Annotated in this window: 25 protein-coding genes; 18 read left to right on the top strand and 7 right to left on the bottom strand. The window is 59.5% G+C overall.

The genetic code is table 11. The features are described from left to right. The first annotated feature begins 195 nt into the window (after positions 1-195). Positions 196-846: a type 1 glutamine amidotransferase gene (locus ACM6I0_RS04590; RefSeq protein ID WP_414921582.1), complete on the top strand. Its 651-nt coding sequence runs from the start codon at positions 196-198 to the stop codon at positions 844-846. Here ACM6I0_RS04590 and ACM6I0_RS04585 read toward each other — a convergent pair whose 3' ends face one another. Next, positions 847-1,281 carry a rhodanese-like domain-containing protein gene (locus ACM6I0_RS04585; RefSeq protein ID WP_285435423.1) on the bottom strand — a complete coding sequence of 145 codons (435 nt, stop codon included), beginning with the start codon at positions 1,279-1,281 and terminating at the stop codon, positions 847-849. Between the two features lie 101 nt (positions 1,282-1,382). Between ACM6I0_RS04585 and ftrA the strand changes: the two genes are divergently transcribed. Continuing rightward, positions 1,383-2,351, top strand: a complete 969-nt coding sequence (gene ftrA, locus ACM6I0_RS04580) for a transcriptional regulator FtrA (RefSeq protein ID WP_414921581.1) — start codon at positions 1,383-1,385, stop codon at positions 2,349-2,351. Between the two features lie 122 nt (positions 2,352-2,473). Here ftrA and cobF read toward each other — a convergent pair whose 3' ends face one another. Both cobF and ACM6I0_RS04570 read right to left on the bottom strand, forming a co-directional pair. Then, on the bottom strand, positions 2,474-3,229 hold the full coding sequence (cobF, locus tag ACM6I0_RS04575) for a precorrin-6A synthase (deacetylating) (protein ID WP_414921580.1): 756 nt from the start codon (positions 3,227-3,229) through the stop codon (positions 2,474-2,476). Further along, positions 3,229-3,801, bottom strand: a complete 573-nt coding sequence (locus tag ACM6I0_RS04570; RefSeq protein WP_414921579.1) for a histidine phosphatase family protein — start codon at positions 3,799-3,801, stop codon at positions 3,229-3,231. Before ACM6I0_RS04570 ends, cobF begins: the two co-directional genes overlap by 1 nt. Before the next feature lie 341 nt (positions 3,802-4,142). Between ACM6I0_RS04570 and ACM6I0_RS04565 the strand changes: the two genes are divergently transcribed. The 11 genes from ACM6I0_RS04565 to ACM6I0_RS04515 all read left to right on the top strand — a co-directional run bounded on the left by ACM6I0_RS04565 (position 4,143) and on the right by ACM6I0_RS04515 (position 14,506). Next, positions 4,143-4,997, top strand: a complete 855-nt coding sequence (locus tag ACM6I0_RS04565) for a MurR/RpiR family transcriptional regulator (protein WP_285435419.1) — start codon at positions 4,143-4,145, stop codon at positions 4,995-4,997. A gap of 2 nt (positions 4,998-4,999) precedes the next feature. Continuing rightward, entirely contained in the window at positions 5,000-5,644 is a 645-nt protein-coding gene (locus ACM6I0_RS04560; protein WP_414921578.1) for an isochorismatase family cysteine hydrolase, read from the top strand. Beyond that, positions 5,641-6,972 (top strand): glutamine synthetase, encoded by a 1,332-nt coding sequence (locus ACM6I0_RS04555; RefSeq protein ID WP_414921577.1) that lies wholly within the window; start codon positions 5,641-5,643, stop codon positions 6,970-6,972. The genes ACM6I0_RS04560 and ACM6I0_RS04555 overlap by 4 nt, the downstream gene beginning before the upstream one ends. Beyond that, positions 6,956-7,708, top strand: coding sequence for an N-formylglutamate amidohydrolase (locus ACM6I0_RS04550; protein ID WP_414921576.1), 753 nt, complete (start codon positions 6,956-6,958; stop codon positions 7,706-7,708). Before ACM6I0_RS04555 ends, ACM6I0_RS04550 begins: the two co-directional genes overlap by 17 nt. A 57-nt stretch (positions 7,709-7,765) precedes the next feature. Further along, positions 7,766-9,115, top strand: a complete 1,350-nt coding sequence (locus ACM6I0_RS04545; RefSeq protein WP_414921575.1) for an APC family permease — start codon at positions 7,766-7,768, stop codon at positions 9,113-9,115. Between the two features lie 119 nt (positions 9,116-9,234). Further along, the gene (locus ACM6I0_RS04540; RefSeq protein ID WP_414921574.1) at positions 9,235-10,251 is read left to right on the top strand and encodes an arginine N-succinyltransferase; all 1,017 of its coding nucleotides are present in this window, start codon (positions 9,235-9,237) and stop codon (positions 10,249-10,251) included. 61 nt (positions 10,252-10,312) lie between these two features. Continuing rightward, on the top strand, positions 10,313-11,347 hold the full coding sequence (astA, locus tag ACM6I0_RS04535; protein ID WP_414921573.1) for an arginine N-succinyltransferase: 1,035 nt from the start codon (positions 10,313-10,315) through the stop codon (positions 11,345-11,347). Between the two features lie 307 nt (positions 11,348-11,654). Continuing rightward, the gene (locus ACM6I0_RS04530) at positions 11,655-12,575 is read left to right on the top strand and encodes a hypothetical protein (protein WP_414921572.1); all 921 of its coding nucleotides are present in this window, start codon (positions 11,655-11,657) and stop codon (positions 12,573-12,575) included. Further along, positions 12,572-13,213, top strand: a complete 642-nt coding sequence (locus tag ACM6I0_RS04525) for a transposase (RefSeq protein ID WP_414921571.1) — start codon at positions 12,572-12,574, stop codon at positions 13,211-13,213. The genes ACM6I0_RS04530 and ACM6I0_RS04525 overlap by 4 nt, the downstream gene beginning before the upstream one ends. A 38-nt stretch (positions 13,214-13,251) precedes the next feature. Beyond that, positions 13,252-13,428, top strand: a complete 177-nt coding sequence (locus tag ACM6I0_RS04520; protein WP_285435407.1) for a hypothetical protein — start codon at positions 13,252-13,254, stop codon at positions 13,426-13,428. A gap of 208 nt (positions 13,429-13,636) precedes the next feature. Beyond that, a complete protein-coding gene (locus ACM6I0_RS04515; RefSeq protein WP_285435406.1) occupies positions 13,637-14,506 on the top strand; it encodes an isocitrate lyase/PEP mutase family protein in 870 nt (289 codons plus the stop codon). A gap of 151 nt (positions 14,507-14,657) precedes the next feature. On the opposite strand, the gene ACM6I0_RS04510 is transcribed toward ACM6I0_RS04515, so the two are convergent. The 3 genes from ACM6I0_RS04510 to ACM6I0_RS04500 form a co-directional block, all read right to left on the bottom strand. Then, entirely contained in the window at positions 14,658-14,960 is a 303-nt protein-coding gene (locus ACM6I0_RS04510) for a hypothetical protein (protein WP_090182781.1), read from the bottom strand. Positions 14,961-15,386: 426 nt separating this feature from the next. After that, positions 15,387-16,631 carry a M20/M25/M40 family metallo-hydrolase gene (locus ACM6I0_RS04505; RefSeq protein ID WP_414921570.1) on the bottom strand — a complete coding sequence of 415 codons (1,245 nt, stop codon included), beginning with the start codon at positions 16,629-16,631 and terminating at the stop codon, positions 15,387-15,389. 214 nt (positions 16,632-16,845) lie between these two features. After that, positions 16,846-17,919, bottom strand: a complete 1,074-nt coding sequence (locus ACM6I0_RS04500; protein WP_414921569.1) for a diguanylate cyclase — start codon at positions 17,917-17,919, stop codon at positions 16,846-16,848. A gap of 180 nt (positions 17,920-18,099) precedes the next feature. Here ACM6I0_RS04500 and ACM6I0_RS04495 point away from each other — a divergent pair, with 180 nt between their 5' ends. From ACM6I0_RS04495 to ACM6I0_RS04485, 3 genes are all read left to right on the top strand, one after another. Continuing rightward, on the top strand, positions 18,100-19,554 hold the full coding sequence (locus ACM6I0_RS04495) for a flavin-containing monooxygenase (RefSeq protein WP_414921568.1): 1,455 nt from the start codon (positions 18,100-18,102) through the stop codon (positions 19,552-19,554). 22 nt (positions 19,555-19,576) lie between these two features. Beyond that, positions 19,577-20,524: an alpha/beta fold hydrolase gene (locus tag ACM6I0_RS04490; protein ID WP_285435398.1), complete on the top strand. Its 948-nt coding sequence runs from the start codon at positions 19,577-19,579 to the stop codon at positions 20,522-20,524. Between the two features lie 145 nt (positions 20,525-20,669). Then, complete coding sequence (locus ACM6I0_RS04485; RefSeq protein WP_285435397.1) at positions 20,670-22,046, top strand: VOC family protein; 1,377 nt, start codon at positions 20,670-20,672, stop codon at positions 22,044-22,046. A 54-nt stretch (positions 22,047-22,100) separates the two neighbouring features. Here the strand turns inward: ACM6I0_RS04485 and ACM6I0_RS04480 are convergent, their stop codons facing one another. After that, positions 22,101-22,778: a type 1 glutamine amidotransferase domain-containing protein gene (locus ACM6I0_RS04480; RefSeq protein WP_285435395.1), complete on the bottom strand. Its 678-nt coding sequence runs from the start codon at positions 22,776-22,778 to the stop codon at positions 22,101-22,103. Positions 22,779-23,194: 416 nt separating this feature from the next. Between ACM6I0_RS04480 and ACM6I0_RS04475 the strand changes: the two genes are divergently transcribed. After that, positions 23,195-23,710 carry an Hcp family type VI secretion system effector gene (locus tag ACM6I0_RS04475; RefSeq protein WP_123434591.1) on the top strand — a complete coding sequence of 172 codons (516 nt, stop codon included), beginning with the start codon at positions 23,195-23,197 and terminating at the stop codon, positions 23,708-23,710. 134 nt (positions 23,711-23,844) lie between these two features. Beyond that, complete coding sequence (gene tssI, locus ACM6I0_RS04470) at positions 23,845-26,151, top strand: type VI secretion system tip protein TssI/VgrG (protein ID WP_414921567.1); 2,307 nt, start codon at positions 23,845-23,847, stop codon at positions 26,149-26,151. The last annotated feature ends 145 nt before the right edge of the window (positions 26,152-26,296 follow it).

Here is a 26,296-nt window from a genome sequence, read left to right as displayed (position 1 = left end):
CGGTCGGTGAAAACCGAAGTGGCCGGCAGTCTAGAGTGGCTTCATGCGAGCAAATTGTGTTTAAGCGACAAATACTTACAGAAAAACAGCACCTGAATTCATGTCACTTGAAGCCTGCGCCAAGGCGGTGCAAAGACTGTAGGACAAACCCTTGTTTCAGACAAAAGCCACACACAAAACCGACAGAGAGCGCTGATGCCCACCTTGAATCTGATCCAGCACCACCCCGCCGAAGGCCCCGGTGCCATTGCCGACTGGGCCAAGTCCCGGGACATCCTGCTCAAGGTTTTTCGCGCTGATCTGGGACAACTGCCGCCGGCGAGTGCGGCGCCAGCGATTGTATTGGGCGGGCCTTATGAATCCAACGCTGGGCCTGCGTGGCTGGAGGCCGAGCGCCAGTGGCTGATGGCGAGTCTGGATCAGGGCGCGGCAGTGTTTGCGATTTGCCTGGGGGCGCAGTTAATGGCACTGAGTCTGGGAGGGAATGTGCGGCGCATGGACCGCAGCGAGACTGGCTGGACGTCGGTGAGGTTCATCAATGGCCAGTTGCTGAAGGTGCTGGAGTGGCACGAAGATGCGATCGACCTGCCGCCCGAGGCGCAATTGCTGGCCAGCAGCGATCAATGCGCGCAGCAGATGTATCGTGTGGGGCCGACCCGGGTGGGGTTGCAGTTTCACCCTGAGTGGAATGCCGAGTCGGTGGCGACGCTCAATGCGCATTTTGGCGATGAATCGCCGTTGCCTCGGGAATCAAGGGACAGCGCCGCTCATGCAGCCGTGTTCGATTGGTTGCAGGCGACGCTGGATGGGTGGTGGGCGGCTTCGTCAGCGACTCGTCACGGTTGATCAGCACTCACACTTCACGGCTTCGGTGGCCGGGCGTTGCACCGCAACGCTCAACGCCAACCCTTCATCCAGCCACCCGGTCACACCGCCGATCATCTCCTTGACCGGGTAACCCAACGCCGCCAGTTTCACTGCGGCCTTGTGGACACCGTTACAGTGTGGCCCGGCGCAATAGACCACAAACAAGGTGGATTTCGGGTAATCCGCCAGGCGCTCGGCGGTCAGCAACCGCCCCGCAATGTTGATCGCGCCCGGCACATGCCCACGCTCGAACGCTAGCGGTCCGCGCACGTCCACCAGGACAAAATCCACCTCGCCGGCCTGCTGGCTCGCAAAGACGTCGGAACAATCGGTTTCAAAGGTCAGGCGGTTGCTGAAATGCATCAGGGCAATCGCCGACGGGGCGGCGGGAATCTCGCGGACCAGGCTGGTCATGGGCTGTACTCCAAAGTCTCAGTGGGTGTGAGAGGACTTTATCCGCCCGACACTTGCCGCTACAGTGGCGCACAAGACACTCACCGGGAACTTTCCGCCAAATGCAGCCTGCCCCTGGATTGGTCGCGATTCTGGCCTATGACGGCCTCTGTACGTTCGAATTCGGCATCGCCGTGGAGATCTTTGGCCTGGCGCGGCCGGAGTTTGATTTCCCTTGGTATGAGCAGCGTATCGTCGCTGTGGATCAGGGCCCGATGCGCGCACTGGGCGGCATTCAGGTGCTGGCCGATGGCGGCATGGAATTGCTCGAAAACGCCCGCACAATCATCATTCCCGGTTGGCGCGACCGCACTGCGCCAGTGCCCGAACACCTGCTCACCGCCCTGCGCCAAGCCCACGCACACGGGGCGCGATTGCTGTCGATCTGCTCTGGCGTGTTTGTGCTGGCGGCGACCGGTTTGCTCGACGGCCACAGCGCCACCACGCATTGGCGTTACACCACGGAGCTGGCCGAGCGCTTTCCCAACATACTGGTGGACCCGGACGTGCTCTACGTCGATTCCGGTCAGTTGATCACCTCGGCCGGCAGCGCGGCGGGAATCGATGCGTGCCTGCACTTGGTGGCACGGGATTTCGGCACGCAGGTGGCGAACTCGGTGGCGCGGCGACTGGTGATGTCGCCGCAGCGTACCGGCGGTCAGGCGCAGTTCATTCCCACACCGGTCAGCCCGACGCCGCGCAGCGATTTGTCACGTGTCATGCAATGGGCGCGCGAGCGTTTGCATGAACCGCTGGAAGTTCGCGAACTGGCCAGCGAGGCAGCCATGAGTGAACGCACCTTTCTGCGCCGGTTTACTGAAGCCACAGGCATGCCGCCCAAGGCATGGCTGCAGCATGAGCGGCTCGCGCGGGCGCGGGAGTTGCTGGAAAGCACCGGGCAGAACACCGATCAGATTGCCGGGCAGTGCGGGTATCGGTCGGTGGAGAGTTTTCGGGTGGCGTTTCGCGGGGTGGTGGGCGTGCCGCCGTCGGTGTATCGGGAGCGGTTTGGGCGGGGGGCAAGGCAATAATTTGAGGTGTATTTAAGGGTCTCATCGCGAGCAAGCTCGCTCCCACAGGGATTGTGTGGCACTGGAGATCCACTGTGGGAGCGAGCCTGCTCGCGATGGCGTCAGCTCAGGCGCCGCGACCTTCAAGGCTTACGCAACAGATAGGTATCCATAATCCAGCCATTGGCCAGCCGCGCGGCCTTGCGCACCCGTTCAATCTCATCCGCCACGTCCTTAAGCTTGCCGCTTATCAAGATCTCATCCGGCGTCCCCAAGTAAGCCCCCCAGTAAATCTCGGTCTCCTGATCGGCCACCTGGTGGTAGGCATCCTGAGCATCGAGCATCACCACCAGGCTGTCGGCATCGCTCACCTGCCGTGCCGCAAGCCGTCGGCCAGTGGTGATTTCAATCGATTGGCCAATGCGATTGAGCGGCACTTTATGCTGCGCCGCCAATGCCTGAACGCTGGTGATGCCGGGGATCACTTCAAACTCGAACACGCAACGGCCCGAAGCCAGAATCGCCTGCAATATCCGAATCGTGCTGTCGTACAACGCCGGATCGCCCCACACCAGGAAACCTGCGCATTGGTCGTCGGACAGTTGCTCATTGATCAGCCGCTCGAAGGTCATTTGCTTGGCAAGGTTCAGATCGTCCACGCTGCTCGTGTAGTCCACCGCCCCACGCTCGCGCTCCGGGCTGTGGGCTTCGACGAAGCGGTAGTCGCGACCAGTGATGTAGCGCTCGCAGATCTCACGGCGCAGGTCGATCAGTTTGTCCTTGGCCGGGCCCTTGTCCATCAGGAAAAACACGTCGACCAGGTTCAGCGCCTTCACGGCCTGCATCGTGATGTAGTCGGGATTGCCGGCGCCGATGCCGATGACCAGCAGCTTTTTCATCAAAGTGTTCCTTCTGCATCGGTGCCGAGCAAGCGTAACCGCCAGCGGCCGGTGAACCGCAACTCGACGGTCGACAACGGTTCAACGTCGATCAGGTTGAAGGCCGCCGCCTGCAGCACATGGGTCAATGCAGCGCGAATGACAAAGGGATGGGTGATGGCAACGACATGCCCCGGTGTGGCCTCCAGGGATTTGAGCCACTGCGCCACGCGCACACCGAGTTGCGCCACCGATTCACCGCCATGCGGCGCCGAGGCCGGATCATCGAGCCAGGCCTGAAGTGCCGCGGGTTCGGATTTTTGCAGATCGTCGATCCGTACACCTTTCCAGCGTCCGAAGTCGCAATCCCTCAGCGCCGGGACAATTTCAACGTTGTCGCCAAACAGCTCGGCCGTCTGCAGCGTCCGCAACTCTGGTGCACAGAGCAATCGCGGCGTTCCCTTGAAGGAGCGACAGCGCGTTCCCCTCGCCAATACCCACTCCATTTCCAGGGGTTCGTTCGTAGGAAAGATCGCTAATTTTTGTGCGACGGTTCGAGCGTGGCACATCAGGGTCAAACGGGTCGCCTGCACGGATAATCACCCTGTCGATGTAACGAAGAACGGCTCGACGCCGTGGGTATTTGTTCAATTGTGCCGCAAGACGTGCGATCCAGGGCGTTTCGTTTCATCCGGTACCACGCACTCGCCGCCCGATCTAAAAGATGGAATTCGGCAATCTCTGACAACTTTATGGGCGATGGACTACACACCCAGTCGTCATCCGTGTAGCCCACGGCGGACGCGGTTTTCGCCCCATTTCGGGGCGTTAAAAAACCACGGGAAAATTCACTAGACATGTAGCGAGTGCTACATAAATACTGTTTTAGCAATTTATGAAACGAAACCGACACCTCATCCAGCAAGGAGCCCGGATGCCCTCCCTTAGAGACCTGATCACCGATCCTGGCCTGGAACTGACGCCATCGGAACGCAAGGTCATCCGTGCCTTGCTGGACCAGTACCCGCGCAATGGGCTGGGGCCGATGTCGCGCCTGGCCGAACATGCCGGTGTCAGCGATCCGACCATCGTGCGCCTGGTCAAAAAACTCGGGTTCAGCGGTTATGCCGATTTCCAAGAGGCATTGCTCAGCGACATGGACCATCGCTTGCGGTCTCCCAGCGCGCAGTTACAGCCTCGCTCTCATCTGCAAAAAGGCGACGTCTGGAGCCAGTATCTGGCGGACAGCCATCGGGCGCTGGTAGAAACCCATGCACTGACCCAGCCCGAAGATGTGCGGATTCTGCTGGAGTGGCTGCTCGACACCCGCCATCAGGTGCACTGCTTCGGCGGGCGCTTCAGCAGTTTCCTCGCCCAATACCTGCTCAACCATTTGCGCCTGCTGCGACCCGGCTGTTTCGCCCTGGAAGACAACGCGCAATTGCCGGACCGACTGTTCGACGTGCAGCGCCAGGACGTGGTCCTGATATTCGACTATCGCCGCTACCAGTCACAAGCGCTGCGGGTGGCGAGTGCCGCCAAGAATCGCTATGCGCGAGTGGTGCTGTTCACCGACATCTATGCTTCACCCCTGCGCGAGATGGCGGACCTGATCATCAGTGCGCCAGTGGAGTCGGTGTCAGCGTTTGACACCTTCGTCCCGGCGCTGGCTCAGGTCGAGGCGCTGATCGCCTGCCTGACCTTGCGCAGTCTGGACCTGGCCGATCGCCTGGAAGGCATCGACACGCTGCGCACCGAATTCGACACCCACTTGCTGGAGGAAAAATAAGGATGTTTACGCTCCCCCACCATTCACCCAGGGACTTGCCGTTGACCGCCGACCACACCGCACTGTTGCTGGTGGACATGCAGCGGGCGTGGCTCGAACCGCAGTTCGACCCGCACCTCAACGGGCCGGACGCCGAATACTTCCTGACGCGCACGCACATGCAGGTGGTGCCCAATCAACGCCGGCTGCTCAGCGCCTTTCGCTGCGCACGGCAAAACGTGCTGCACACGATCATCGAGAGCCTGACCGCCGATGGCCGCGATCGCTCGCTCGACCACAAACTCTCCGACATGCACTTGCCCAAGGGCAGTGAGCAAGCGCGCATCATTGACGACCTGACACCGACCGAGAACGAAATCGTCCTGCCCAAGACCTCTTCCGGGGTCTTCAACTCCACCAACATCGACTACGTGCTGCGCAATCTCGAAACCCGGCACCTGATCATCGCCGGCATCGTCACCGACCAATGCGTCGACATGGCCGTGCGTGACGCCGCGGACCGTGGCTACCTGGTAACGCTGGTGGAAGACGCCTGCGCGACCTACACACCACAACGTCATCAAGCCTGCCTGAACGCCATCAAGGGTTACTGCTGGATCACCGACACCCAGACCGTGCTCGGCCGGTTGCAGGAGCTGCGACCATGAGCGAACGCCTGTCGCCGCTGCCCATGACCACCATTGTCACCACCGACCTGATCGGCGTGACACGCGGTCGCTCGTTTCCCACCGACGAGCTTGAACACTACCGGGTGGCGGGCTGCGGCTGGGTGCCGGCCAACAGTGCCCTGACCCCGCAAGACATCATTGCCGCCACCAACCCGTGGGGCGCTTATGGCGATTTGCGGCTTGTTCCCGATTTGAGCAGCCGCGTGACGGTCAACAATGGACCGGATGCCAGGGCCCCGGCGCTGGATTTCATCCACGGCGACATTCGCGAAACCGATGGGCGTCCGTGGGGTGCCTGCCCACGGACCGTGTTGCGCAATGAAGTGGAGCGTTATCGCGCCGAGCTGGGCGTGCAGGTCAACGCTGCGTTCGAACATGAATTCAACCTGGACACTGGCGCGGCTGAACACTTGGCATTTTCCCTTGAGGCCCAGCGTCAAGGCGCCGAGTTCGGTGGCTGGCTGCTCAGTGCCTTGCGCGCAGGCGGTGTCGAACCGGAAATGTTCCTGCCTGAATACGGCAAGCATCAATACGAAATCACCTGCCGTCCGACCCTTGGCGTGGCCGCCGCCGACCGCGCGGTGAACGTGCGTGAAATCACCCGCGACATCGCCCGGCAGATGGGCCTGGACGTGAGCTTCGCCCCCAAGACATCCGAGCAGGCAGTGTGCAACGGCGTACACCTGCATATCAGTTTGCTGGACCTGAACGGCCAACCGCTGATGTACGACGCCGGCACCACCAACGGCCTGTCGACCCTTGGCCAGCACTGGGCCGCCGGCGTCCTGCATTATTTGCCGGCACTTTGCGCCTTCACCGCGCCGACGCCGGTGTCTTACCAGCGTTTGCAGCCGCATCACTGGAGCGCGTCGTACGCGTGCCTCGGCCAGCAGAACCGTGAAGCGGCGCTGCGGATTTGCCCGACCGTCAGCCTCGGTGGCAAATCACTGGCGGCGCAATTCAACCTTGAATTTCGTGCAATGGACGCCACGGCTTCGCCGCACCTGGCGATGGCCGCGCTACTGATCGCGGGCCGCCTGGGCATCGAGCAGCGCCTGGCCCTGAACGCGATCACCGACGAAGTGCCCGATTCCCTGAACGAAGAACAACGCCACGCTCGCGGCATCGTCGCCCTGCCCGCTTCGCTTGCCCAGGCACTGGACTGCCTGCGCAACAGCGAGGCACTGATCGAAAACCTGCCGAGCGTTTTACTGGACACTTGGTTTGCCCTTAAAACCCAGGAGCTGACGCTGACGGAACAGCTGTCGCCCGCCGAATGCTGTGAGCACTATGCGCGCCTCTACTGAATCCGCTGAACTCGGTCTTTTTACCGAGCCCGCCTACACCCTGCATCGGGAAGCTTCCGAACACCCGCTGTTGCTGGTGTGCGAACACGCCAGCCGTTTCATCCCGGCCGGGTTAACGGACCTTGGCCTGAGTCATGAAGCGGCGAGCGAACATATCGCTTGGGACATTGGCGCCCTGGCACTGGCCGAGCGTTTGTCCGAAGCGCTGGGCGCCACTTTGCTGGCCGCCAATTACTCGCGACTGCTGATCGACCTGAACCGCCCACTCGGTGCCCCGGACAGCATCCCTGCCAAAAGCGAGATTTATCACATACCGGGCAATCAAGATCTCGATGAAGCCACCCGCAAATATCGCCGCGAATGCCTGTTCAAACCCTTTCATGACCAGCTGCAAACGCTGATCGACCAGCGTCTGGCCCAAGGCCGGCCGGTTCGGGTGGTGGGTATTCACAGCTTTACCCCGGTTTACCACGGCCAGCCGCGCACACTGGAAGCTGGCGTGCTGTTTGGCGAAGCCAAGGGCTATGCCCAACGATTGCTTGACGGACTGAGCCAACATCCCTTGAAGGTGGCGGGTAATGAGCCGTACAAAATCAACCCACTGGGCGACATGACCGTGCCGGTCCACGGCGACGCAAGAGGACTGGAGGCGGTGTTGATCGAGGTGCGCAACGACCTGCTACGCACACCTGAAGCCATCGATCGCTGGACCGATTACCTGCGGCCGTTGTTGTAAAGGAATCGCGTCAAACCCGCAGCGTGTAGCTGCGTCCATCCCAAGGAGAAGGGTCTTATGGAAATAGAAGAATTCGGCTACAAGCAAGAGTTGAAACGTAGCCTGACGCTGACCGACCTGGTGGTGTACGGGATGATCTTCATGATCCCCATCGCGCCCTTTGGCGTATATGGCTACGTTAACGCCGAAGCGCCGGGGATGGTGCCGCTGGCCTACCTCATCGGCATGTTGGCGATGCTGTTCACGGCGTTGAGTTACGGCAGCATGGCGCGGGCCTTTCCGATTGCCGGCTCGGTGTATTCCTACGCGCAACGCGGCCTCAACCCGCATGTCGGGTTTATCGCTGGCTGGCTGATGCTGCTCGATTACCTGCTGATTCCGCCGCTGCTCTATGTTTACGCGGCCATGGCGCTGAATCATCTCTACCCGGACATTCCCAAAGTCGGCTTCATCCTGGCCTTTCTGGTCAGTGCGACGTTCGTCAACCTGCGCGGCATCACCTTCACCGCGCGCCTGAACATCCTCTTTCTGCTCGCGCAACTCGTGGTGCTGGGGATATTCCTGTTCTACGCCTGGAACGCCCTGCACAACGGCGGCGGCCACGGCCAGTTGACCCTGGCGCCGGTGTACAACCCGGAAACATTCAACTTCGCCCTGCTGATGCAAGCCGTGTCGATTGCGGTGCTGTCGTTCCTCGGATTCGATGCGATCTCCACCCTCGCCGAAGAAATCAAGACTGACCCGGGCCGCAGCGTCGGCAAGGCTGCATTGATCACTCTGTTCGTGATGGGTGTGATCTTTATCGTGCAGACCTGGATCGCCACGGACCTGGCCGCCGGCATGGGCTTCACCTCGGCGGACACCGCGTTTTATGAAATCGCCGAACTGGCTGCCGGCAGTTGGCTGGCGACCCTGACCGGCGTGGCCACGGCCCTGGCCTGGGGTGTGGCAGTGGCAATCACTTCGCAAGCGGCGGTTTCGCGCCTGCTGTTCGGTATGGCCCGGGACGGCAAACTGCCGAAAATACTGGCCAGGGTCCATCCTGAACACAACACCCCTTACTTGAGCATCTATCTGGTGGCGCTGCTGTCGCTGGTGATCTGCTACCTGTTCATCAACGCCGTGGACACCCTCACCTCGCTGGTGAACTTTGGCGCGCTGAGCGGGTTCATGTTGCTGCACCTGACCGTCATCAATTATTACTGGCGTCGGCAAAAGTCCGGTCAGGTGATTCGCCACCTGATCTGCCCGGTCGTTGGCTTCATCATCGTCGCGGCCATCATGTACAACATGGGCGTCGATGCGCAAAAGCTCGGTTTGATCTGGATTGCCTTGGGTCTGGTGTACCTGTTTTTCCTGAACAAGCTCGGCGTCAACACAGCGTTGCCTGATCCGCGCAACGGCTGACAAGAAAAAGGGCGGCGTCTGACAACAATTCAGGCGACCGCCGCTTTAACGCGTGGAAATTGACAGTGATAGTCAGGTTCGGTGCCAACCGTCGAACCCTTTGATACAGGAGTGCGTCCATGCTGGTCTTACGCCCAGTCGAACTAACCGACCTGCCCCAGTTGCAGCAACTGGCGCGCGACAGCCTGGTCGGCGTCACGTCCTTGCCGGACGACACCGAACGCCTGCGCATGAGGATTCTCGATTCCTGCGCCTCATTCGACAAAGACGTTGCGGCGCATGGCCCGGAGAACTATTTCTTCGTGCTTGAGGATCTGCAGGCCCAACGGCTGGTGGGCTGCTCGGAAATCCTGGCCACCGCCGGTTTCAGCGAGCCGTTCTACAGCCTGCGCAATCGCCATTTCACCAGCGCGTCCCGGGAATTGAACATCGAGCATGGCGTGCCGGCGCTGTCGTTGTGTCACGACCTCAACGGCCACACCTTGCTGCGCGGCTTTCATATCGACGCCGCGCTGGTGCGAACAGACTTTTCGCAGTTGCTGTCGCGGGCCCGGTTGCTGTTCATCGCCGCCCATGCGCGGCGCTTTGCCGACACGGTGATCACCGAGATCGTCGGCTTCAGCACCGATGAAGGGCAGTCGCCGTTCTGGGATGCGGTGGGCAAGCATTTCTTTGACCTGCCTTACGTGGAGGCCGAACGGCTTTGCGGTCTGGAGAGCCGGACCTTTCTCGCCGAGCTGATGCCGCAATACCCGATCTACGTGCCGATGCTGCCGCAAGCGGCGCAGGCGTGCATTGGCCGCATCCACCCCGATGGCCAGGAAGCCTTCGATATCCTCGAACGCGAAGGCTTTGAAACCAACAGCTACATCGACCTTTTCGACGGTGGCCCGACCTTGTATGCGCGCACCTCGAACATCCTTTCCATCGCCCAGAGCCAGACCGGCACGGTGCAAACCGGTTCGCATGTTGATGCGCGCGGCAGTTACCTGGTGAGCAACGATTCGCTGAAGGACTATCGGGCCATCGTCGCCGAACTGGATGTCCAGGTCGGACAACCGGTGCAATTGAGCGCGCCGATGTGCGCCGCCCTGAACGTGACCGAGGGCAGCCCGATTCGGCTGATCGCCCTGTGAGCCTCACTCGGCCCCGTGCCCAACGACAGCGCTCGAGCAGGCGCGAAGAAGGAGCTGCATCATGATCGTCCGCCCGGTTCGCGTCACCGACCTGCCCGCCTTGATGGATCTGGTGCAACAGGCCGGCCCCGGTTTTACCACCCTGCCGGCCAATGAAGAACGCCTGGCGCACCGGGTCCGCTGGGCGCAGCGCACCTTCGCCGAACAGGTCGAGCGTGCGGATGCCGATTATTTGTTCGTCCTTGAAGACGACGATCAGCAAGTGGTCGGTATCAGTGCCTTGGCTGGCGCCGTCGGCCTGCGTGAGCCCTGGTACAACTATCGGGTCGGGCTGACAGTCAGCTCGTCGCCGGACCTCGGCATCCAGCGGCAGATTCCAACGCTGTTCCTGAACAACGAAATGACCGGCCAATCGGAAATCTGCTCGCTCTTCCTGCGGCACGATCAACGCCATGGCAGTAACGGCCGGTTGCTGTCGCTGGCGCGTTTACTGTTCGTTGCCGAGTTCCCGCACCTGTTCGGTGACAAGCTCATCGCCGAGCTGCGTGGCAGCGCTGATGAACATGGCTGTTCCCCGTTCTGGGACAGCCTGGGCCGGCACTTCTTCAAGATGGATTTCAGTCACGCCGATCACCTGTCGGGGCTGGGCAGCAAATCGTTCATCGCCGAACTGATGCCCCGCCAACCGCTCTACACCTGCCTGCTCACCGAACAGGCCCAGGCCGTTATCGGCAAGGCGCACCCCAATACCGAACCGGCGCTGAAGATCCTCTGCGCCGAAGGGTTTGCCCATCAGGGCTACATCGACATCTTTGATGCCGGCCCGGTGATCGAGGCCCCTATCGCGAAAATCCGCACTGTACGTGACAGCCAGCCACTGTTATTGGCCATTGGTACGCCAGACGAACAGGCACCGGTGTGGCTGATCCACAATCGTCGCCTGGAAAACTGCCGCATCACCGCCGCCCAGGCCAGACGGGTGGGCAATAGCCTGATCGTTGACCGCCTCACAGCCAAACGCCTGCAACTACAACCTGGCGACTCGGTACGTGCCGTGCTGCTGCGCAAGCAACAGCAGCAGTCTGTTGCGGCGTGATTCAACTTGGTTTTAAGGCGTTGCCCAGAGGCACTCGTTTACCTGATCACTAGACACTCCTATTAACCGTCGACGTGCACTGTGTGACTTGTCATGCCCTCCCAAAACATCCAATAACAACTCACAACATCAACTAACAACTAACGATTTGCCTTCAATCACCGCCATCACCATACTTAGAACACACAGCAACTACACCCACTGAGTTAACCATGCGACAGCCAATAAACAACTGGCACAACACGCCGATATTTCGTGCAGCAACTAATGTAATCAGCACCCCCACACAAAACAACAGTGCGATTAATTGCTGGGGAACGACACCGCGCCTGAACATCGGCAACATTCACGACATCAAAAACCATTGGCAACTGTTGCAAGCTCCGCCAATGTCGAAACCCTCTACTTCCTGACACGCTCCATCTTAAACTCCAGCAAAGCAGGCCACTTCATGATCGAGACACTTTTAGACAAAGGCCTATCGCCAGGCCATCTTATAAAAAGCCTTGAAACCCTGGACATCACCAGACACATCGAAAGACTCGCCAATCAGTTGAGCGAAAATACTGCACTTACTCATGAAACTTCTAGAAGTGCAGAGATCATGAAGTCAACAAACATTCACACCAGAACACTGATACTGCACTGTAACGGCGATGGCAACATCGGCCTCAAGGCACCTGACAACGCTGGCGCCTCACAACTGCTCTACACCGTTCCAGGGAACAGTATTTTGTTCGCTATCAACGATCAGTCATTCCCGGTCCAGCTATATGAAATACAGGATGACAAGTTGACGCTGGGGCAATGGATCATCGTCGACGCCGACAATCCGCTATTCATCGACGGCACGAAGGTCCTGTTCGACAGCAATCCGACAGGCACTGGGCACAAGGCCTTTATCGGCAGCATCAACCTGCCAGACCGAAGTGCAGACATTGGCGTGTTTGACCGCGCTTCACTGAGCAAAATCGCCTGGTTCCCCCATGACGATAGCGCTGCACGCTACCTGGTGAGCCTTGAGTTGCTGGAGACCGTTCAGGATCCAGAGGCGCGTCATGTGGCCGAAGAATTGATTTATCACTACCACCCCGCTGTTGCCTGGAAGGCCTTTCAGGTGATTCAACAAACGGACCAGCAGGCCGCACTGAATTACGTGCCTCTGTTGAGAAACCTCGAAAACAACCACCTGAACGTCTTGCTCGACCAACAGAGTGAAGCGGCATGAAGCTCAATACGTTTGTTGAGCGCATGACGAATTACGATCTAGAGCGAGACAAGCTAAAGATCATGGAAGACCTGCGCCAACTGGCGACTCACCGTACATTGTTGAGTGAACATCTTTACACCGTTATTCAACAAGAAGGTTTCAGCACGCGAAACAGCCTCTACAACGCTTATGCATTTGTATTGCATTACAACGATCTATTTACTGTCCGCTTGGGGTTTTGGTCTCCGGTCTCTTCGAAAGATGAAAGTGAAACATTCATCTATGACCTGAACCACACCCACGACTTTGAAATCTATGCCGTGGGTTATAGCGGAGACGGGTATACAACTGTTACACGAGAAATCCTTGGCGATGCACCCATTCGAGCCGGAAAAAGACCACTTCTTGGCGAAGAAAGAGTACTTAAACTGGCGCCTGGAGAAATCCTGCACATGCGCCCATTGAACGAAGTGCACAAGCAGCTTCCACCCACAACAATGTCCGCATCGTTGAGTTTGCTTATTCATCCTCAACGGTCCGTTAAAACAGAAGAAGCCTGGAGCTTCGACGAGAACTATGTGCCGACCTATCCCGGCATTGCCATGCACGAAACAGCTTTCTATGAAGAAACGCTGTCCTTGCTCCAACGCGGGTAGTTAAAACCTGCACCCATAAATATAAAAGGAAAAACCGTATGAAAACGCCTATGACCCAATGGACCCAAACCCCTCTGATGCACGCTGGCACCAACGTGATCAATACACCGGTCAAAACCACGGCTCTGTCCCCGTGTGCCAGTTTCATGCCTCGCTATAACGTAGGCAATATCCACGAAATCAAGAAAATCTGGAGCGTGCCAGCACACGGCTGAAATCGCTTTCGTTAAACGCTACATCGGGGCTGCAGACTGAAAAGGTCTGCAGCCTTTTTTTGCATCCAAGTTGGGGGGCTGATTAACAGACTTATGTCCGTGCAAAATTCGTCATCATCTTCACCTCCCCCGCGTGATAGCCTTTTGTTCCTTCGGCGTTGACACCTTTGCTCAAGCCTTTCCATTCCTTTGTATTGGTGGAACTCATATGTCCAGGCTCTCTCATCAAGATTTGCGCCGTAGCTTTCGCGAGCTGCTTGCGTCCAACGCTTGCTATCACACGGCGTCGGTCTTCGACCCGATGTCGGCCCGTATTGCCGCTGACCTGGGTTTTGAAGTGGGCATCCTGGGGGGATCGGTTGCTTCATTGCAGGTGCTGGGCGCCCCTGACTTCGCCTTGATTTCCCTCAGCGAATTCGCTGAGCAGGCCACGCGCATTGGCCGTGTGGCGCAATTACCCGTGATCGCCGACGCCGACCACGGCTACGGCAACGCACTCAACGTAATGCGCACCATCGTCGAACTGGAACGCGCCGGCATCGCTGCGCTGACCATCGAAGACACCCTGCTGCCGGCACAATTCGGCCGCAAATCCACCGACCTGATCGGGGTCGCGGAAGGCGTCGGCAAGATTCGCGCGGCCCTGGAAGCGCGTGTCGATACAGAGATGGCAATCATTGCTCGCACCAATGCCGGGATACTGCCGGTGCAGGAAGTCATCAGCCGCACCCAGCAGTACCAGAAAGCCGGTGCTGACGGCATTTGCATGGTCGGCGTGCGCGACTTCGAACACCTCGAAAAGATTGCCGAACACCTGAGCGTACCGCTGATGCTGGTCACCTACGGCAACCCGGCGCTGCGCGATGACAAACGCCTGGCTGAACTGGGCGTGCGGGTGACCATCGACGGTCACGGCGCGTACTTTGCGGCGATCAAGGCAACTTACGACAGCCTGCGCGAGCAGCGGCAGATCTTTACCCAGGCGGCGGATTTGAGCGCGACCGAACTGACTCATACTTATACGCAGCCGGAGGAATATATTCGTTGGGCTGAAGAGTTTATGAGTGTGAAGGAATAACGGTTTAGCACGTTTGAGTGTGTGAACCGAGCCGACGCCATCGCGAGCAGGCTCACTCCCACAGTGATTTTTTGGTGGACACATGATTTGTGTACGCCTGCAATCCAATGTGGGAGTGAGCCTGCTCGCGATGGCGTCAGTTCAATCACCGTTAAACTGCAGTCTTGAACCCCTCCTCCCGCTGCAACGCCCGCGCCTGAATCACATCCAGAATCGCACAGCCCTCGCGCATCAACAGATGCACGGCGCTCGTCACACGCGTTAAATCACAATCGGAAATGCCTTTGAGGCCCAGCGTGGACAAGGTGTCCGCCAGATCGCGAACCACGGTAAAGCGATGCGCCGCGCAGGCAGCGAGGTCGCTGAGTTCTTTGTGGGTATTGATGAAGAGCACCGGGTTTTCGGCGTCGTAGGTGTCGATGGGGAGGTAGCGCGGCATGACTTGGTCGAACATGGGGTGTAACTCCATATTTGAGCTACCACCGTTCGCGGCCAAGCGAATTAAGGTGGCAGCTGTGTGCGGGTTGGCCGACCGGCACACCCACAACCGGCACACCCTAAGGTGTCCCGCGCACAGCTGCCATAACACGATATCCAGACATGAAAATGCCTGAACAATGACACTGATGCGTTTGGTGTGGTCGACCGGCCAAGGTCGTTCGCAGAGTTTTCCGCGAGCCCGAACTATAGGGGTCGATACCGAAACGCGGCAACAGGGTACGTTGTAGGAAACGTCTTGGAAAGTTGTGCGCCACAAGTCGATCGTTCCCACGCTCTGCGTGGGAATGCAGCCCGGGACGCTCTGCGTCCCTTCCGGAGCCGAACGCGGAGCGTCCGTTGAGGCATTCCCACGCAGACGGTTCGACGTGGGAACGATCATTCAGTGAGCTTTGGCCAACTCCATAATCATCCGCGACAGCAGATAAATCCGCGGCGCCACGCTCTCGACCTCCGCGTACTCCTCGGGCGTATGGATATTGCCGCCAACAATCCCGAACCCATCCAGCGTCGGCGTACCCACACCGGCCGAGAGACTGGCGTCCGCCGCCCCGCCGCTGCCTTCTTCGGTCAACTTGCGACCGAGTTCACCGTAAATCCCTTGCGCCATCGCCATCAGTCGATCCGATTCCGCCGTCTGCGGCATCGGCGGCAGGCCGCGCTGGAGGGTGGTCGTGACTTGAGTATCCGCAATCAACTTGTCCTGGGACACCCGCGCCAGGTCTTTCTCGATGCGGTCAAACTCTTCCGGCACCGCCGCCCGCACATCCGCCTTGGCCGTGGCCTGGTCTGGAATCACGTTGGTTCGGTCGCCGGCCTTGAGCACGGTGAAGTTGATGGTGGTTTTCTTCGTTTCGTCGCCCAGCTTGCCGAGCTGCAGAATCTGGTGTGCGGCCTCCATCGCCGCGTTGCGTCCCAGCTCCGGCGCGACACCGGCGTGAGCGGCTTTGCCTTTGACTTCGACCACGGCGGTGGCGCTGCCTTTGCGCCACACCACCAGGCCATCCGCCGGGCGGCCCGGTTCGAGGTTGAGGGTTACGTCGTGAGCCTTGGCGGTCTTTTTGATCAGGTCGGTGGCGATGTCCGAGCCGGTTTCTTCACTGGCGTCGAGCAGGAACGTGATCTGCGCATAGTCCTTGAAGTCGATATTTTTCAGGACTTTCAACGCGTAGATCCCGGCGACGATGCCGCCCTTGTCATCCATCACGCCCGGCCCGTAGGCGCGGCCATCCTTGATGTGGAACGGGCGCTCGGCAGCCGAGCCTTCCTTGAACACCGTGTCCATGTGCGCCATCAGCAGGATTTTCGCCTTGCCGGTGCCTTTGAGCGTGGCGATCACATGGCTGCTCTTGTCCGGCGTATTCGGCACGAGTTCGATGGTGGCACCGAGCTTTTTCAGCTCATCGATGGCGATGTCACGCACTTGCGTCAGGCCGGGCTCATAGCCGGAACCGGAGTCGATGTTCACCAGGCGTTCCAGGAGTTTCAGGGCTTCACCTTTGTATTGCTCGGAATCGGCGAAGACTTGTTTGTGCGGTTCGGCGTAAGCCGCAGGGGCCAAAGCACCGAGGGCGAGGGTCAGGCCAAGGCTAGTGGCCAGCAGTGAGCGAGGGAGCTTGAGCGTCATGAATCGGTCCTTGTTTCGTGTCGGGGGGCAAAAACACCCTACCTGACTACGGCGCAAGGCTCTAGACCGGATGCGACATCCACAGACCTGACACACCGCAATCCCCTGTGGGAGCGAGCCTGCTCGCGATAGCGGTGGGTCAGCTTGCATTGATATTGCATGAACTACCGCCATCGCGAGCAGGCTCACTCCCACAGAGGGATAAATGCGTCTTTCAGACCGGGTCGAGCAGCTCGTGCTGGGGCTGGCCGCCAATGCGGCAGATCACGCGGTTGCGGCCGGTGGTCTTGGCTTCGTAGAGCGCTTGATCGGCGTCGTTGAGCCACAGGGTGGCGTCGGTGTGTGCCGGGCTGAACGCTGCCAGACCAATGCTCAGGCTGACGTTGAGCGCCGGGTTCTGCTCGTAACCCAAGGTGGCGAAGCGATCACGCAAGGCATCCATGGCGGCCGCGGCGCTGTCGAGGGGCAAGTCCGGCAACAAAACGCAGAACTCATCACCGCCATAACGCCCCGCCACGTCAGTTGCCCGCAGATTCTGCTTGAGCATTTTGCTCAGCTGACGCAACACAATGTCCCCGGCGACGTGGCCGTAAGTGTCATTGATGGCTTTGAAATGATCGATGTCGATCAGCGCAATCGCGCCGCCCTGTTGCTGGCGCTGGCAACGCTGGAATTCAACTTCCATCTGATCTTTCCAGGCCCCGTGGTTCAGCAGGCCGGTGAGGCTGTCGGTGCGGCTCAGGGCCAACAGTTCACGTTTGTGCCGGCCCAGGGTGGTGGCCTGCCGAAAACAGATCCAGCCCAGCGCCAGGGGGTACAGGGTCAGCAGCGGCAAACAGGCATAGAGCTGCAACGGACTGGTTGGCGCGATGAAGGCCGGTGTGAACACCAGCATGCCGACACCAATGCCGAGAACCTGCGCGACCGTTCCCACCAGCAGGAAACGCAACCCGCCAATGGCCACATTATTCATGGCCATCATCGAAAGCGTCGCCGCACTCGGCAGCGGATTGAAGTGCATCGCCGCGACCCAGAATCCGCCCAGGCAGGCGTCGATCAGTATGTTGCGATGTTCGGCGTGAAAGGGAACCTTCGCCCGACGCGCCCATTGATAGGCAACATGTGGCCAAAGCACGCCATTGAAGACCATCAGCCCCCATACCCATGGCGCCGGATCGAGTGGATACATCGCCGCGCCCACGCACAACAACCCAAGCACCAGGCCCAGGGTTCGCGATGTGTAGAGCCTCCTGGCCAGAGAAAGCCCTTTTCCTCCCGTTTTTCCCATAAGGGCCTCTGCGCCTGAGCGGAACCTGATAGCACCGGGTTAGCAGGTGTGCTGGGAGTCTATCAGGGCAACGTTAAATAGCCATCACCGGCGGGCAGCCGGGTTTGTGCAGGTCGAGCGGCGAATGTTTGGCTATACATGAAGAGAGGGTTCGATCAGCAACCCTTACCAAGGAGGCCCATGCAGACCTTTCAAGTGTTGATCATCGGCAGCGGTTTTGGCGGTCAATGCGCGGCGATCAATTTGCTCAAGGCAGGCATCGACGATTTTCGCCTGCTGGAACGACGGGACTTTTTCGGCGGCACCTGGTGCCAGAACACCTACCCCGGCGCTGCCGTCGACGTGCCCTCGCCGCTTTACTCACTGTCCTTCGCCCCTTACCGCTGGACGCAAATGTTCGCCGAACAGGCCGAGCTGCACCACTACACCGAGTACGTGGTGGACCGCTTCGGCCTGCGCGACAGAGTCGAGTTGCAAGCCAATGTCGAATCCATCGAATGGGACGCCGACCATCAGCGCTGGGCCGTCCACACCGGCACCAAAGGCACTTTTTATGCGCAGTTCCTGATCAATGCCACGGGGCCGTTGAGCCAACCGGTCATCCCGCGTTTCGCAGGCCAGGAACGCTTTCAAGGCAAGACTTTTCACACGAACAATTGGGATCACGCCTTCGACTACCGGCACAAACGCGTCGCCATCGTCGGCAGCGGCGCCAGTGCCGCCCAGGTCATCCCGACGATTGCTCCAGACGTCGAGCACCTGCATGTGTTCCAGCGCACGCCACACTGGGTGCTGCCACGCGCCGACCGCACGTTCGGCCCCTTCCAGCGTTGGCTGCTGGGTCTGAAGCCAGCGTATAAGCTGCTGCGCTGGATGCTCTACTGGCAGTTCGAAACCCGGGTGATTGCCTTCAAGTACTCAAAACCGGCGATTCGCATGGTCCAGCAACACGCCCTGCGCTTCCTCAAGCGCCAGGTGCCCGACCCCGAATTACGTCGAAAACTGACCCCGGACTTCACCATCGGCTGCAAGCGCGTGATTATCTCAAGCACCCTGTACCCGGCGCTGGGGCGCAGCAACGTGACGTTGCACAGCCGCGAGCAAGGCATCGCATCCATCGACGAAACCGGCATCGTCACCCAGGATGGCCAGCACATCGATCTGGACCTGATCGTCTGGTCCACCGGGTACGACGCCACCGACGGGGTGATTTCCTACCCGGTCACCGGCAAGAACGGCACCCGGCTCAAAGACGTCTGGGCGCAGTATCCCCGGGCGTACCTGGGCACCAGCCTGCCGGACTTTCCCAACCTGTTTATCGTCACCGGCCCCAACACCGGCATCGGCCACACCTCGGCGCTGTTCATCATCGAATCGCAGATGAACTACATCCTCGACTGCATTCGCACGCTCAAAGAACGCGGTTTGCGCAGCATCGAAGTTCGCCCCGAGGCAGAACGTACCTACACTGAGATGATCCACCGGGAAATGGAACGCACCGTCTGGAAGTCCGGCGGCTGCCACAGTTGGTATCAAAGCAGGAGCGGTCACGTCGTTGCCATGTTTCCGGGGTTCAGTTTCAGCTATCACCGGTTGACCCGGGCACTGAAACCCGCCGACCACATTTTGTCCTGATCACTGCCAAGGAAAACGCCTGATGCTTGTTTTAGTTGTCGCTATCGCCGTTTTCGTAGCCTGGAGCTGGTTGAGCTACCCGGCCATCGGTTACTGGCTGTATGACTTGGACACGGCCCTGGAGGCCAAGCTGTATCGGCTGCACAAGATCGTTGTGCCGATCGCCGAAATGACCGTGTCGACGTGGCAAGGCGGGCCATACGAAGCGTCCAGCAGCGTGCTGATGCTGCATGGCTACAGCGCCGACAAGAACATCTGGCTGCGTTTCGCCCGGCATTTTGTTGGCAACTATCGCGTGATCATCCCCGACATCGCCGGTCATGGCGAAACCGGCTTCAAGGCCGGGGGCGGCTACGACATCCCCCTGCAGGCCAAACGAATGATCCAGCTGCTGGACGTCTGCGGGGTCGACAAGGTCCATGTGATCGGCAACTCGATGGGCGGCTACATGGCGGCGTGGCTGGCGGCGACGTATCCGGAGCGGATTGCCTCGGTCGCGCTGATCGATCCGGCCGGCGTGACCGCCCCCGAAGCCAGCGACCTGGAGCGACACCTGGCCAAGGGACACAACCCGTTTTTGATTCATTCGCGGGAGGAATTCCGGCGCTTCTACGCCATGACCATGGCCGAGCCGCCGTGGGTGCCGGGGGTGGTGCTGGATGCGATTGCGCTGCGCTATGAACAGAGTCGCGAGGAGCTGGAGGAAATCTTCAACGATTTCCGTGCCAGCCCGCCGATGGAGCCCAAACTGCCCGACATCAAATGCCCGGCCCTGTTGCTATGGGGCCACAAGGATCGCTTGATCGATGTCAGCAGCGTGGCCGTGTGGAGTAAAGGCATTGCTGATTTGCGAGTGGTCATCTGGGACCACAGCGGCCATATGCCAATGGTCGAACAGCCGACCAATGCAGCGCGACTGTACCGGGAGTTCCTCGGATCGCTGCGCTCGGAAAGCCGTTCTCACCTGTAACCACCAGGCTCGGTAGCGGCTACACCGGACAGGTGCATGCAGTCCTTGGCAGAATGAAGTCCGTAAGATTCTTCGTTTGTCGGCGCCGCAGAAGGCTGCGATCTTTTCCCCCATCCTTCACGTCACCGCGCCAGGAATTTTTTTCATGAGCCACCCAAACTTCGTCAGCCCTGACCTGATCCGCCAACGCTTCTCCAAAGCGATGTCCGACATGTACCGCGAAGAAGTGCCGCTGTACGGCGCGCTGATGGAATTGGTGGAGCAGACCAACCGTCACGTGCTGGACAGCGACCCGCAGATCGCCCGGCAATTGAACAGCACCGGCGAAATCGAGCGATTGGACCTTGAGCGACACGGCGCCATCCGCGTCGGCACCGCTGGCGAACTGGCCACCCTCGCCCGCCTGTTCGCGGTGATGGGCATGCAACCGGTCGGTTACTACGACCTGACCCCGGCCGGCGTACCGGTGCATTCCACCGCATTCCGCGCCGTGCACGAAGCTTCGCTGCAAGTCAGCCCGTTTCGGGTGTTCACCTCGCTGCTGCGCCTGGAACTGATCGAAGACCCGGCACTGCGGGCCTTCGCCCAGTCGGTACTGGATAAACGCCAGATCTTCACCCCGACCGCGCTGGCACTGATCGAGCGCGCTGAAACCGAAGGCGGCCTTACCGAACAAGAGGCCCGGGATTTCGTCGAACAGGCGCTGGAAACCTTTCGCTGGCACCACAGCGCCACCGTCACCGCCGAGCAGTACCAGAAACTCAGCGCACAGCACCGCCTGATCGCCGACGTGGTGGCGTTCAAAGGCCCGCACATCAATCACCTGACGCCGCGCACCCTGGACATCGACATCGTCCAGGCACAAATGCCCGCCCATGGCATCACGCCCAAAGCCGTGATCGAAGGCCCGCCCCGCCGTCAGTGCCCGATTCTGCTGCGCCAGACCAGCTTCAAGGCACTGGACGAACCAATTGCCTTCACCGATCAAGCCGAGACTCGCGGCAGCCACAGCGCACGTTTTGGTGAAATCGAACAACGGGGCGCGGCGCTCACCCCCAAAGGCCGGGCGTTGTACGACCGTCTGCTAAACGCCGCCCGCGATGAGTTGAACGACTTCCCCAACGAAGCCAATGCCGCACGTTACAACGCGTTGATGACGCAGCATTTCGGCGAATTCCCTGACACCTATGACGGCATGCGCCAACAGGAACTGGCGTACTTCCGCTATTTCGTCACGGAAAAAGGCCTGGCGGCGGATGAGCTGAAGTCCTTGACCCTGGACGATCTGCTCAGCGGCGGCTATTTGCGGGTGGAACCGTTGGTGTATGAAGATTTTCTGCCGGTCAGTGCGGCGGGGATATTTCAGTCCAATCTGGGAGATGCCGCGCAGGTAAATTACGGCGTGCATTCGAACCGCCAGGCGTTTGAACAAGCCTTGGGACGACCGACGATTGATGAATTGGGGTTGTATGCCGAGACGCAGCGGCGTTCGATTGAAGCGTGTTTTGCAGCGTTGAGGTAAACCTCAGTCGCCTAAAAAAGATCGCAGCCTCAGGAAGGCTGCGATCTCTTGATGTTATTTCAACTTCGCCAACAGGGCCTCTGCGGCCGCCTCGGACGATGCCGGATTCTGCCCGGTGATCAGCAAACCATCCGTGAGCACGTAACTCGCCCAATCCGCACCCTTGGAATACACGCCGCCTTTCTCCTTGAGCATGTCCTCCACCAAGAACGGCACGACGTTGGTCAGTTGCACCGCCTCTTCTTCAGAGTTGGTAAACCCCGTCACCCGCTTGCCTTTAACCAGCGGCTGGCCGTCGGCGCTTTTGACGTCACGCAACACACCGGGCGCATGACAAACGGCTGCAACCGGCTTTCCCGCCTTGATAAACGCCTCGATCAGCGCAATTGAATTCTTGTCATTGGCTAGGTCCCACAGCGGGCCATGACCACCGGGGTAGAAAACCGCGTCGTAATCTTCAGCTCGCGCGCTGCTCAGCAGAGCGGTAGACGCCAATGCAGACTGGGCGGCGGAATCTTTGCGAAAGCGATCGGTGGCTGCGGTTTGCGCGTCCGGCTCGTCGCTTTTCGGGTCCAGCGGCGGCTGGCCACCTTTGGGCGAGACCAGGGTCAACTGCGCGCCGGCATCCTTGAAAGCGAAGTACGGTGCGGCGAATTCTTCCAGCCAGAAGCCGGTTTTCTTACCCGTGTCACCCAATTGATCGTGGGACGTTAAAACCATCAGGATTTTCATGTCGTTCTCACTCCGTTTCAGGGTTGTTCGGACGCTCGACGGCGCTGTTTTTATGGACCACTGTGCCAGCTGATTCGTTGCACCGGATGTGCAGAGTCATCGAGTAGTAGCGCAAAGCCTTGATGCGCAAGTTCTTGCGCACTCTTCCTTCAGAACGGTCCTACCTTGGCGCTCAACACCCAGCCTGCCAAGCCTTTCAGCCGAGTGCGCAAGAAGTTGCGCAGTGGTGCGCAAGTTCTTGCGCACATTCTTTTGTGTTCCTGGCCCAACCTCGTTTCAACAACCTGAAAACAAGCTCAAGACCTTGATTTACATGGCTTTATCAATTTATGGCACGGACCTTGATAACAGTCAGCCACCCACCGGGCGATACCGCCTCCCGGGCACCCTCACTTTATTCAGCAAGGAGCACATCCATGGCTACACCAGCGTACATGTCCGTCACTGGCGAAAAACAAGGTCTGATCACTGCCGGCGCCTTCACCGCCGACTCGGTTGGCAACACCTACCAGGAAGGTCACGAAGACCAGGTCATGGTTCAGGCTTTCAGCCACGACGTGATCATCCCGCGTGACCCACAGTCCGGCCAACCAACCGGCCAGCGCGTACACAAGCCAGTCGTGATCACCAAAGTCTACGACAAGTCTTCGCCACTGCTGCAAGCTGCCCTGACTTCCGGCGAGCGCATGAGCGAGATCGTTATCCAGTGGTACCGCACTTCGGCTCAAGGTACCCAAGAGCACTACTACACCACCAAACTGGAAGACGCGATCATCGTCGCCATCAACAACAAAATGCACAACTGCCAGGATCCGTCGAACTCGCACTTCACGCACCTGGAAGAAGTGCAGTTCACCTACCGCAAAATCACCTGGACCCACGAAGTATCCGGTACTTCGGGTTCCGATGACTGGCGTCAGCCAGTCGCTTAATCGCGGCTGACCGCTTCACGCATCGGCCAGCTCTGCTGGTCGATGTTGTTTACGCCTTTCCAGAATTTTGCGTCTGCTGACCCCTTTTCCTGGGGCTTTTGGCGAACGCCGCTGCACTGCACGAGGAACAAGGGATGTTCGCGCCGGCCAATCAGACTCACTTTGCCCTGACCATTGAAGGTCTTTCCAGCGACTTTCAGGTCCTTTCCCTGCAAGGTCGGGAAGCCATCAGCCAGCCTTTTGTGTTTGAGGTGGAACTGGTCAGTGAACAGCCGTCCCTGGACCTCGAAACGCTATTGCACAAACCGGCCTTCCTGCAGCTCTCGCCTGATGGCAGCGGCATCCATGGCCAGATCTATCGCGCCGCCCAGGGTGATTCCGGCAAACGCCTGACCCGCTACGCGGTGACCCTGCGCCCGCAACTGTCCTACCTCGCGCACCGCATCAACCAACGCATCTTCCAGAACCTGACGGTGCCGAAAATCATCGGCATGGTCCTCGAAGAGCACGGCATCCAGAGCAATGCCTACGAATTCAAAGTCGGGGCGATTTATCCCGAGCGCATTTACTGCGTTCAGTACGATGAATCGGACCTGCAATTTGTCCAGCGCCTGTGCGAGGAAGAAGGTATCCACTACCACTTCCAGCACAGCACCACGGCCCACAAGCTGGTGTTCGGCGATGACCAGACGGTGTTCCCGAAACTCGCGCCCGTGGCCTATCAACAAGACTCCGGCATGGTCGCCACCGACCCGGTGATCAAGCGCTTCGACCTGCGCCTGGAAACCCGCACCAGCCGCACCACCCGCCGCGACTACGACTTCGAGAAACCGCGCCTGACGCTGGAGAGCGAAAGCCGTGGCGACGCCCTGCCCGACCTCGAAGACTACGACTATCCCGGTCGCTTCATCGACCGCGAACGCGGCAAGCACCTGGCCAAACGCAACCTGGAACGTCACCGCAGCGACTTCCAGCTCGCCGAAGGCAAAAGCGATCAGCCGTTGCTGGTCAGCGGCCACTTCCTGGCCCTGACCCAACACCCGAAAGCCAAATGGAACGACCTGTGGTTGCTCACCGAAGTCCTGCACGAAGGCAAACAGCCGCAAGTGCTGGAAGAATCGGTTACCAGCGACACCACCCGCCTCAAGGGCGATTTCCACCAGGGCTACCGCAACCGCTTTCAAGCCACCCCGTGGGACGTGCCGAACCGCCCGCCCCTGACGCAAAAGAAACCGCGCATCCTCGGCAGCCAAAGCGCCGTGGTCACCGGCCCCAAAGGTGAAGAGATCCACTGCGACTCATACGGCCGCGTCAAAGTGCAATTCCACTGGGACCGCGAAGGCCAGGCCGACGACAAGACCAGTTGCTGGCTGCGCGTCTCCTCCGCCTGGGCCGGCGCCCACTACGGCGGCATCGCCATCCCGCGGATCGGCATGGAAGTGCTCGTCACCTTCCTCGAAGGCGACCCCGACCAACCGCTGATCAGCGGTTGTCTGTACCACAAGGAAAACGTCGTCCCGTACCCACTGCCGGCGAACAAGACCCGCAGCACCTTCAAAACCCTCAGCTCCAAGGGTGGGGGCGGCTTCAACGAACTGCGCATCGAAGACAAAAAAGGCCAGGAACAGATCTTCCTCCACGCCCAGCGCGACTGGGACGAAAACATCGAACACGACCAGAAAATCCGCGTCGGCAACGAACGCCACGACATCGTGGAGCAAAACAGCTACAGCGAATTCAAGGCCGAAGAACACCACACCGTCTACGCCGACCGCAAAGTCGAAGCCCGCGCCAACGACCACCTGACCGTGGGGGTCAACCAGCACATCAAGATCGGCACCGGGCAGTTCATCGACGCCGGCCAAGAGATTCACTTGAGCAGCGGCATGAAAGTCGTGCTCGAAGCCGGCAGCGAACTGACCCTCAAGGGCGGCGGCAGCTTCATCAAGATCGACGCCAGCGGCGTGACCCTGAGTGGGCCGGTGATCAACATGAACTCCGGCGGCGGACCGGGCAGTGGGACCGGGGCGGCGCCGTTGTTGCCGGGGGTGTTGAAGCAGGCGGATGCGGACAGGGCTGGGGCGGTGTTGACGCCGGCTCAGGTGAATACGCTGAAGCGTAATGCGCCGTTTTGTGAAGAGTGTGAGAAATGCAAGGCGGGGGTTTGTGATATCGCAAGCCCCATCCAGGAATCTGAAAAAAGCACCCACGACTTAGTGTTCGTCCTGAACGACGAAATAACAGGTAAGCCTAAGCCGGATACTCCTTACCGAATCAAGCTTGAATCTGGACTTACTGTTAAGGGTGTTACCGACAGTCAAGGAATGACCCAAAAAGTTTCATCCAACAAACCCGAAAAAGCCACCATCGAGGCCCCTTACTATGGCGACACTACAAGCGACACTCACTCCGACTGCGGATCAGACGCCTGTAGCTGTTAGTGTTTCAGCGGACGAGCCAAGCGGTGCTCAGTGGGTGGGGAGGTTCCTGGGCAGCGCCAGCCTCACTACGCTTGCGTCTCCATTTCGGGAATCCGCGACCAAGTTTCTCGATGCAGTAAGAGCTGCCGGGGGGACTGTGCATATT

The sequence above is a fragment of the Pseudomonas sp. IT-P294 genome, from assembly GCF_949767865.1.
GTDB lineage: Bacteria > Pseudomonadota > Gammaproteobacteria > Pseudomonadales > Pseudomonadaceae > Aquipseudomonas.
Note: the sequence above shows the minus strand (reverse complement) of the source record. Positions and strands in the feature narration are given on the sequence as shown.

Bases quoted from the DNA above. Each gene is read 5' to 3' on its own strand.
- ACM6I0_RS04560 (WP_414921578.1), top strand. From the start codon at position 5,000: ATGTTTACGCTCCCCCACCATTCACCCAGGGACTTGCCGTTGACCGCC.
- astA (WP_414921573.1), top strand. From the start codon at position 10,313: ATGATCGTCCGCCCGGTTCGCGTCACCGACCTGCCCGCCTTGATGGAT.
- ACM6I0_RS04525 (WP_414921571.1), top strand. From the start codon at position 12,572: ATGAAGCTCAATACGTTTGTTGAGCGCATGACGAATTACGATCTAGAG.
- ACM6I0_RS04590 (WP_414921582.1), top strand. From the start codon at position 196: ATGCCCACCTTGAATCTGATCCAGCACCACCCCGCCGAAGGCCCCGGT.
- ACM6I0_RS04485 (WP_285435397.1), top strand. From the start codon at position 20,670: ATGAGCCACCCAAACTTCGTCAGCCCTGACCTGATCCGCCAACGCTTC.
- ACM6I0_RS04480 (WP_285435395.1), bottom strand. From the start codon at position 22,778: ATGAAAATCCTGATGGTTTTAACGTCCCACGATCAATTGGGTGACACG.
- ACM6I0_RS04520 (WP_285435407.1), top strand. From the start codon at position 13,252: ATGAAAACGCCTATGACCCAATGGACCCAAACCCCTCTGATGCACGCT.
- ACM6I0_RS04490 (WP_285435398.1), top strand. From the start codon at position 19,577: ATGCTTGTTTTAGTTGTCGCTATCGCCGTTTTCGTAGCCTGGAGCTGG.
- ACM6I0_RS04555 (WP_414921577.1), top strand. From the start codon at position 5,641: ATGAGCGAACGCCTGTCGCCGCTGCCCATGACCACCATTGTCACCACC.
- ACM6I0_RS04540 (WP_414921574.1), top strand. From the start codon at position 9,235: ATGCTGGTCTTACGCCCAGTCGAACTAACCGACCTGCCCCAGTTGCAG.
- cobF (WP_414921580.1), bottom strand. From the start codon at position 3,229: ATGAAAAAGCTGCTGGTCATCGGCATCGGCGCCGGCAATCCCGACTAC.
- ACM6I0_RS04550 (WP_414921576.1), top strand. From the start codon at position 6,956: ATGCGCGCCTCTACTGAATCCGCTGAACTCGGTCTTTTTACCGAGCCC.
- ftrA (WP_414921581.1), top strand. From the start codon at position 1,383: ATGCAGCCTGCCCCTGGATTGGTCGCGATTCTGGCCTATGACGGCCTC.
- ACM6I0_RS04515 (WP_285435406.1), top strand. From the start codon at position 13,637: ATGTCCAGGCTCTCTCATCAAGATTTGCGCCGTAGCTTTCGCGAGCTG.
- ACM6I0_RS04510 (WP_090182781.1), bottom strand. From the start codon at position 14,960: ATGTTCGACCAAGTCATGCCGCGCTACCTCCCCATCGACACCTACGAC.
- ACM6I0_RS04585 (WP_285435423.1), bottom strand. From the start codon at position 1,281: ATGACCAGCCTGGTCCGCGAGATTCCCGCCGCCCCGTCGGCGATTGCC.
- tssI (WP_414921567.1), top strand. From the start codon at position 23,845: ATGTTCGCGCCGGCCAATCAGACTCACTTTGCCCTGACCATTGAAGGT.
- ACM6I0_RS04495 (WP_414921568.1), top strand. From the start codon at position 18,100: ATGCAGACCTTTCAAGTGTTGATCATCGGCAGCGGTTTTGGCGGTCAA.
- ACM6I0_RS04475 (WP_123434591.1), top strand. From the start codon at position 23,195: ATGGCTACACCAGCGTACATGTCCGTCACTGGCGAAAAACAAGGTCTG.
- ACM6I0_RS04545 (WP_414921575.1), top strand. From the start codon at position 7,766: ATGGAAATAGAAGAATTCGGCTACAAGCAAGAGTTGAAACGTAGCCTG.
- ACM6I0_RS04565 (WP_285435419.1), top strand. From the start codon at position 4,143: ATGCCCTCCCTTAGAGACCTGATCACCGATCCTGGCCTGGAACTGACG.
- ACM6I0_RS04500 (WP_414921569.1), bottom strand. From the start codon at position 17,919: ATGGGAAAAACGGGAGGAAAAGGGCTTTCTCTGGCCAGGAGGCTCTAC.
- ACM6I0_RS04505 (WP_414921570.1), bottom strand. From the start codon at position 16,631: ATGACGCTCAAGCTCCCTCGCTCACTGCTGGCCACTAGCCTTGGCCTG.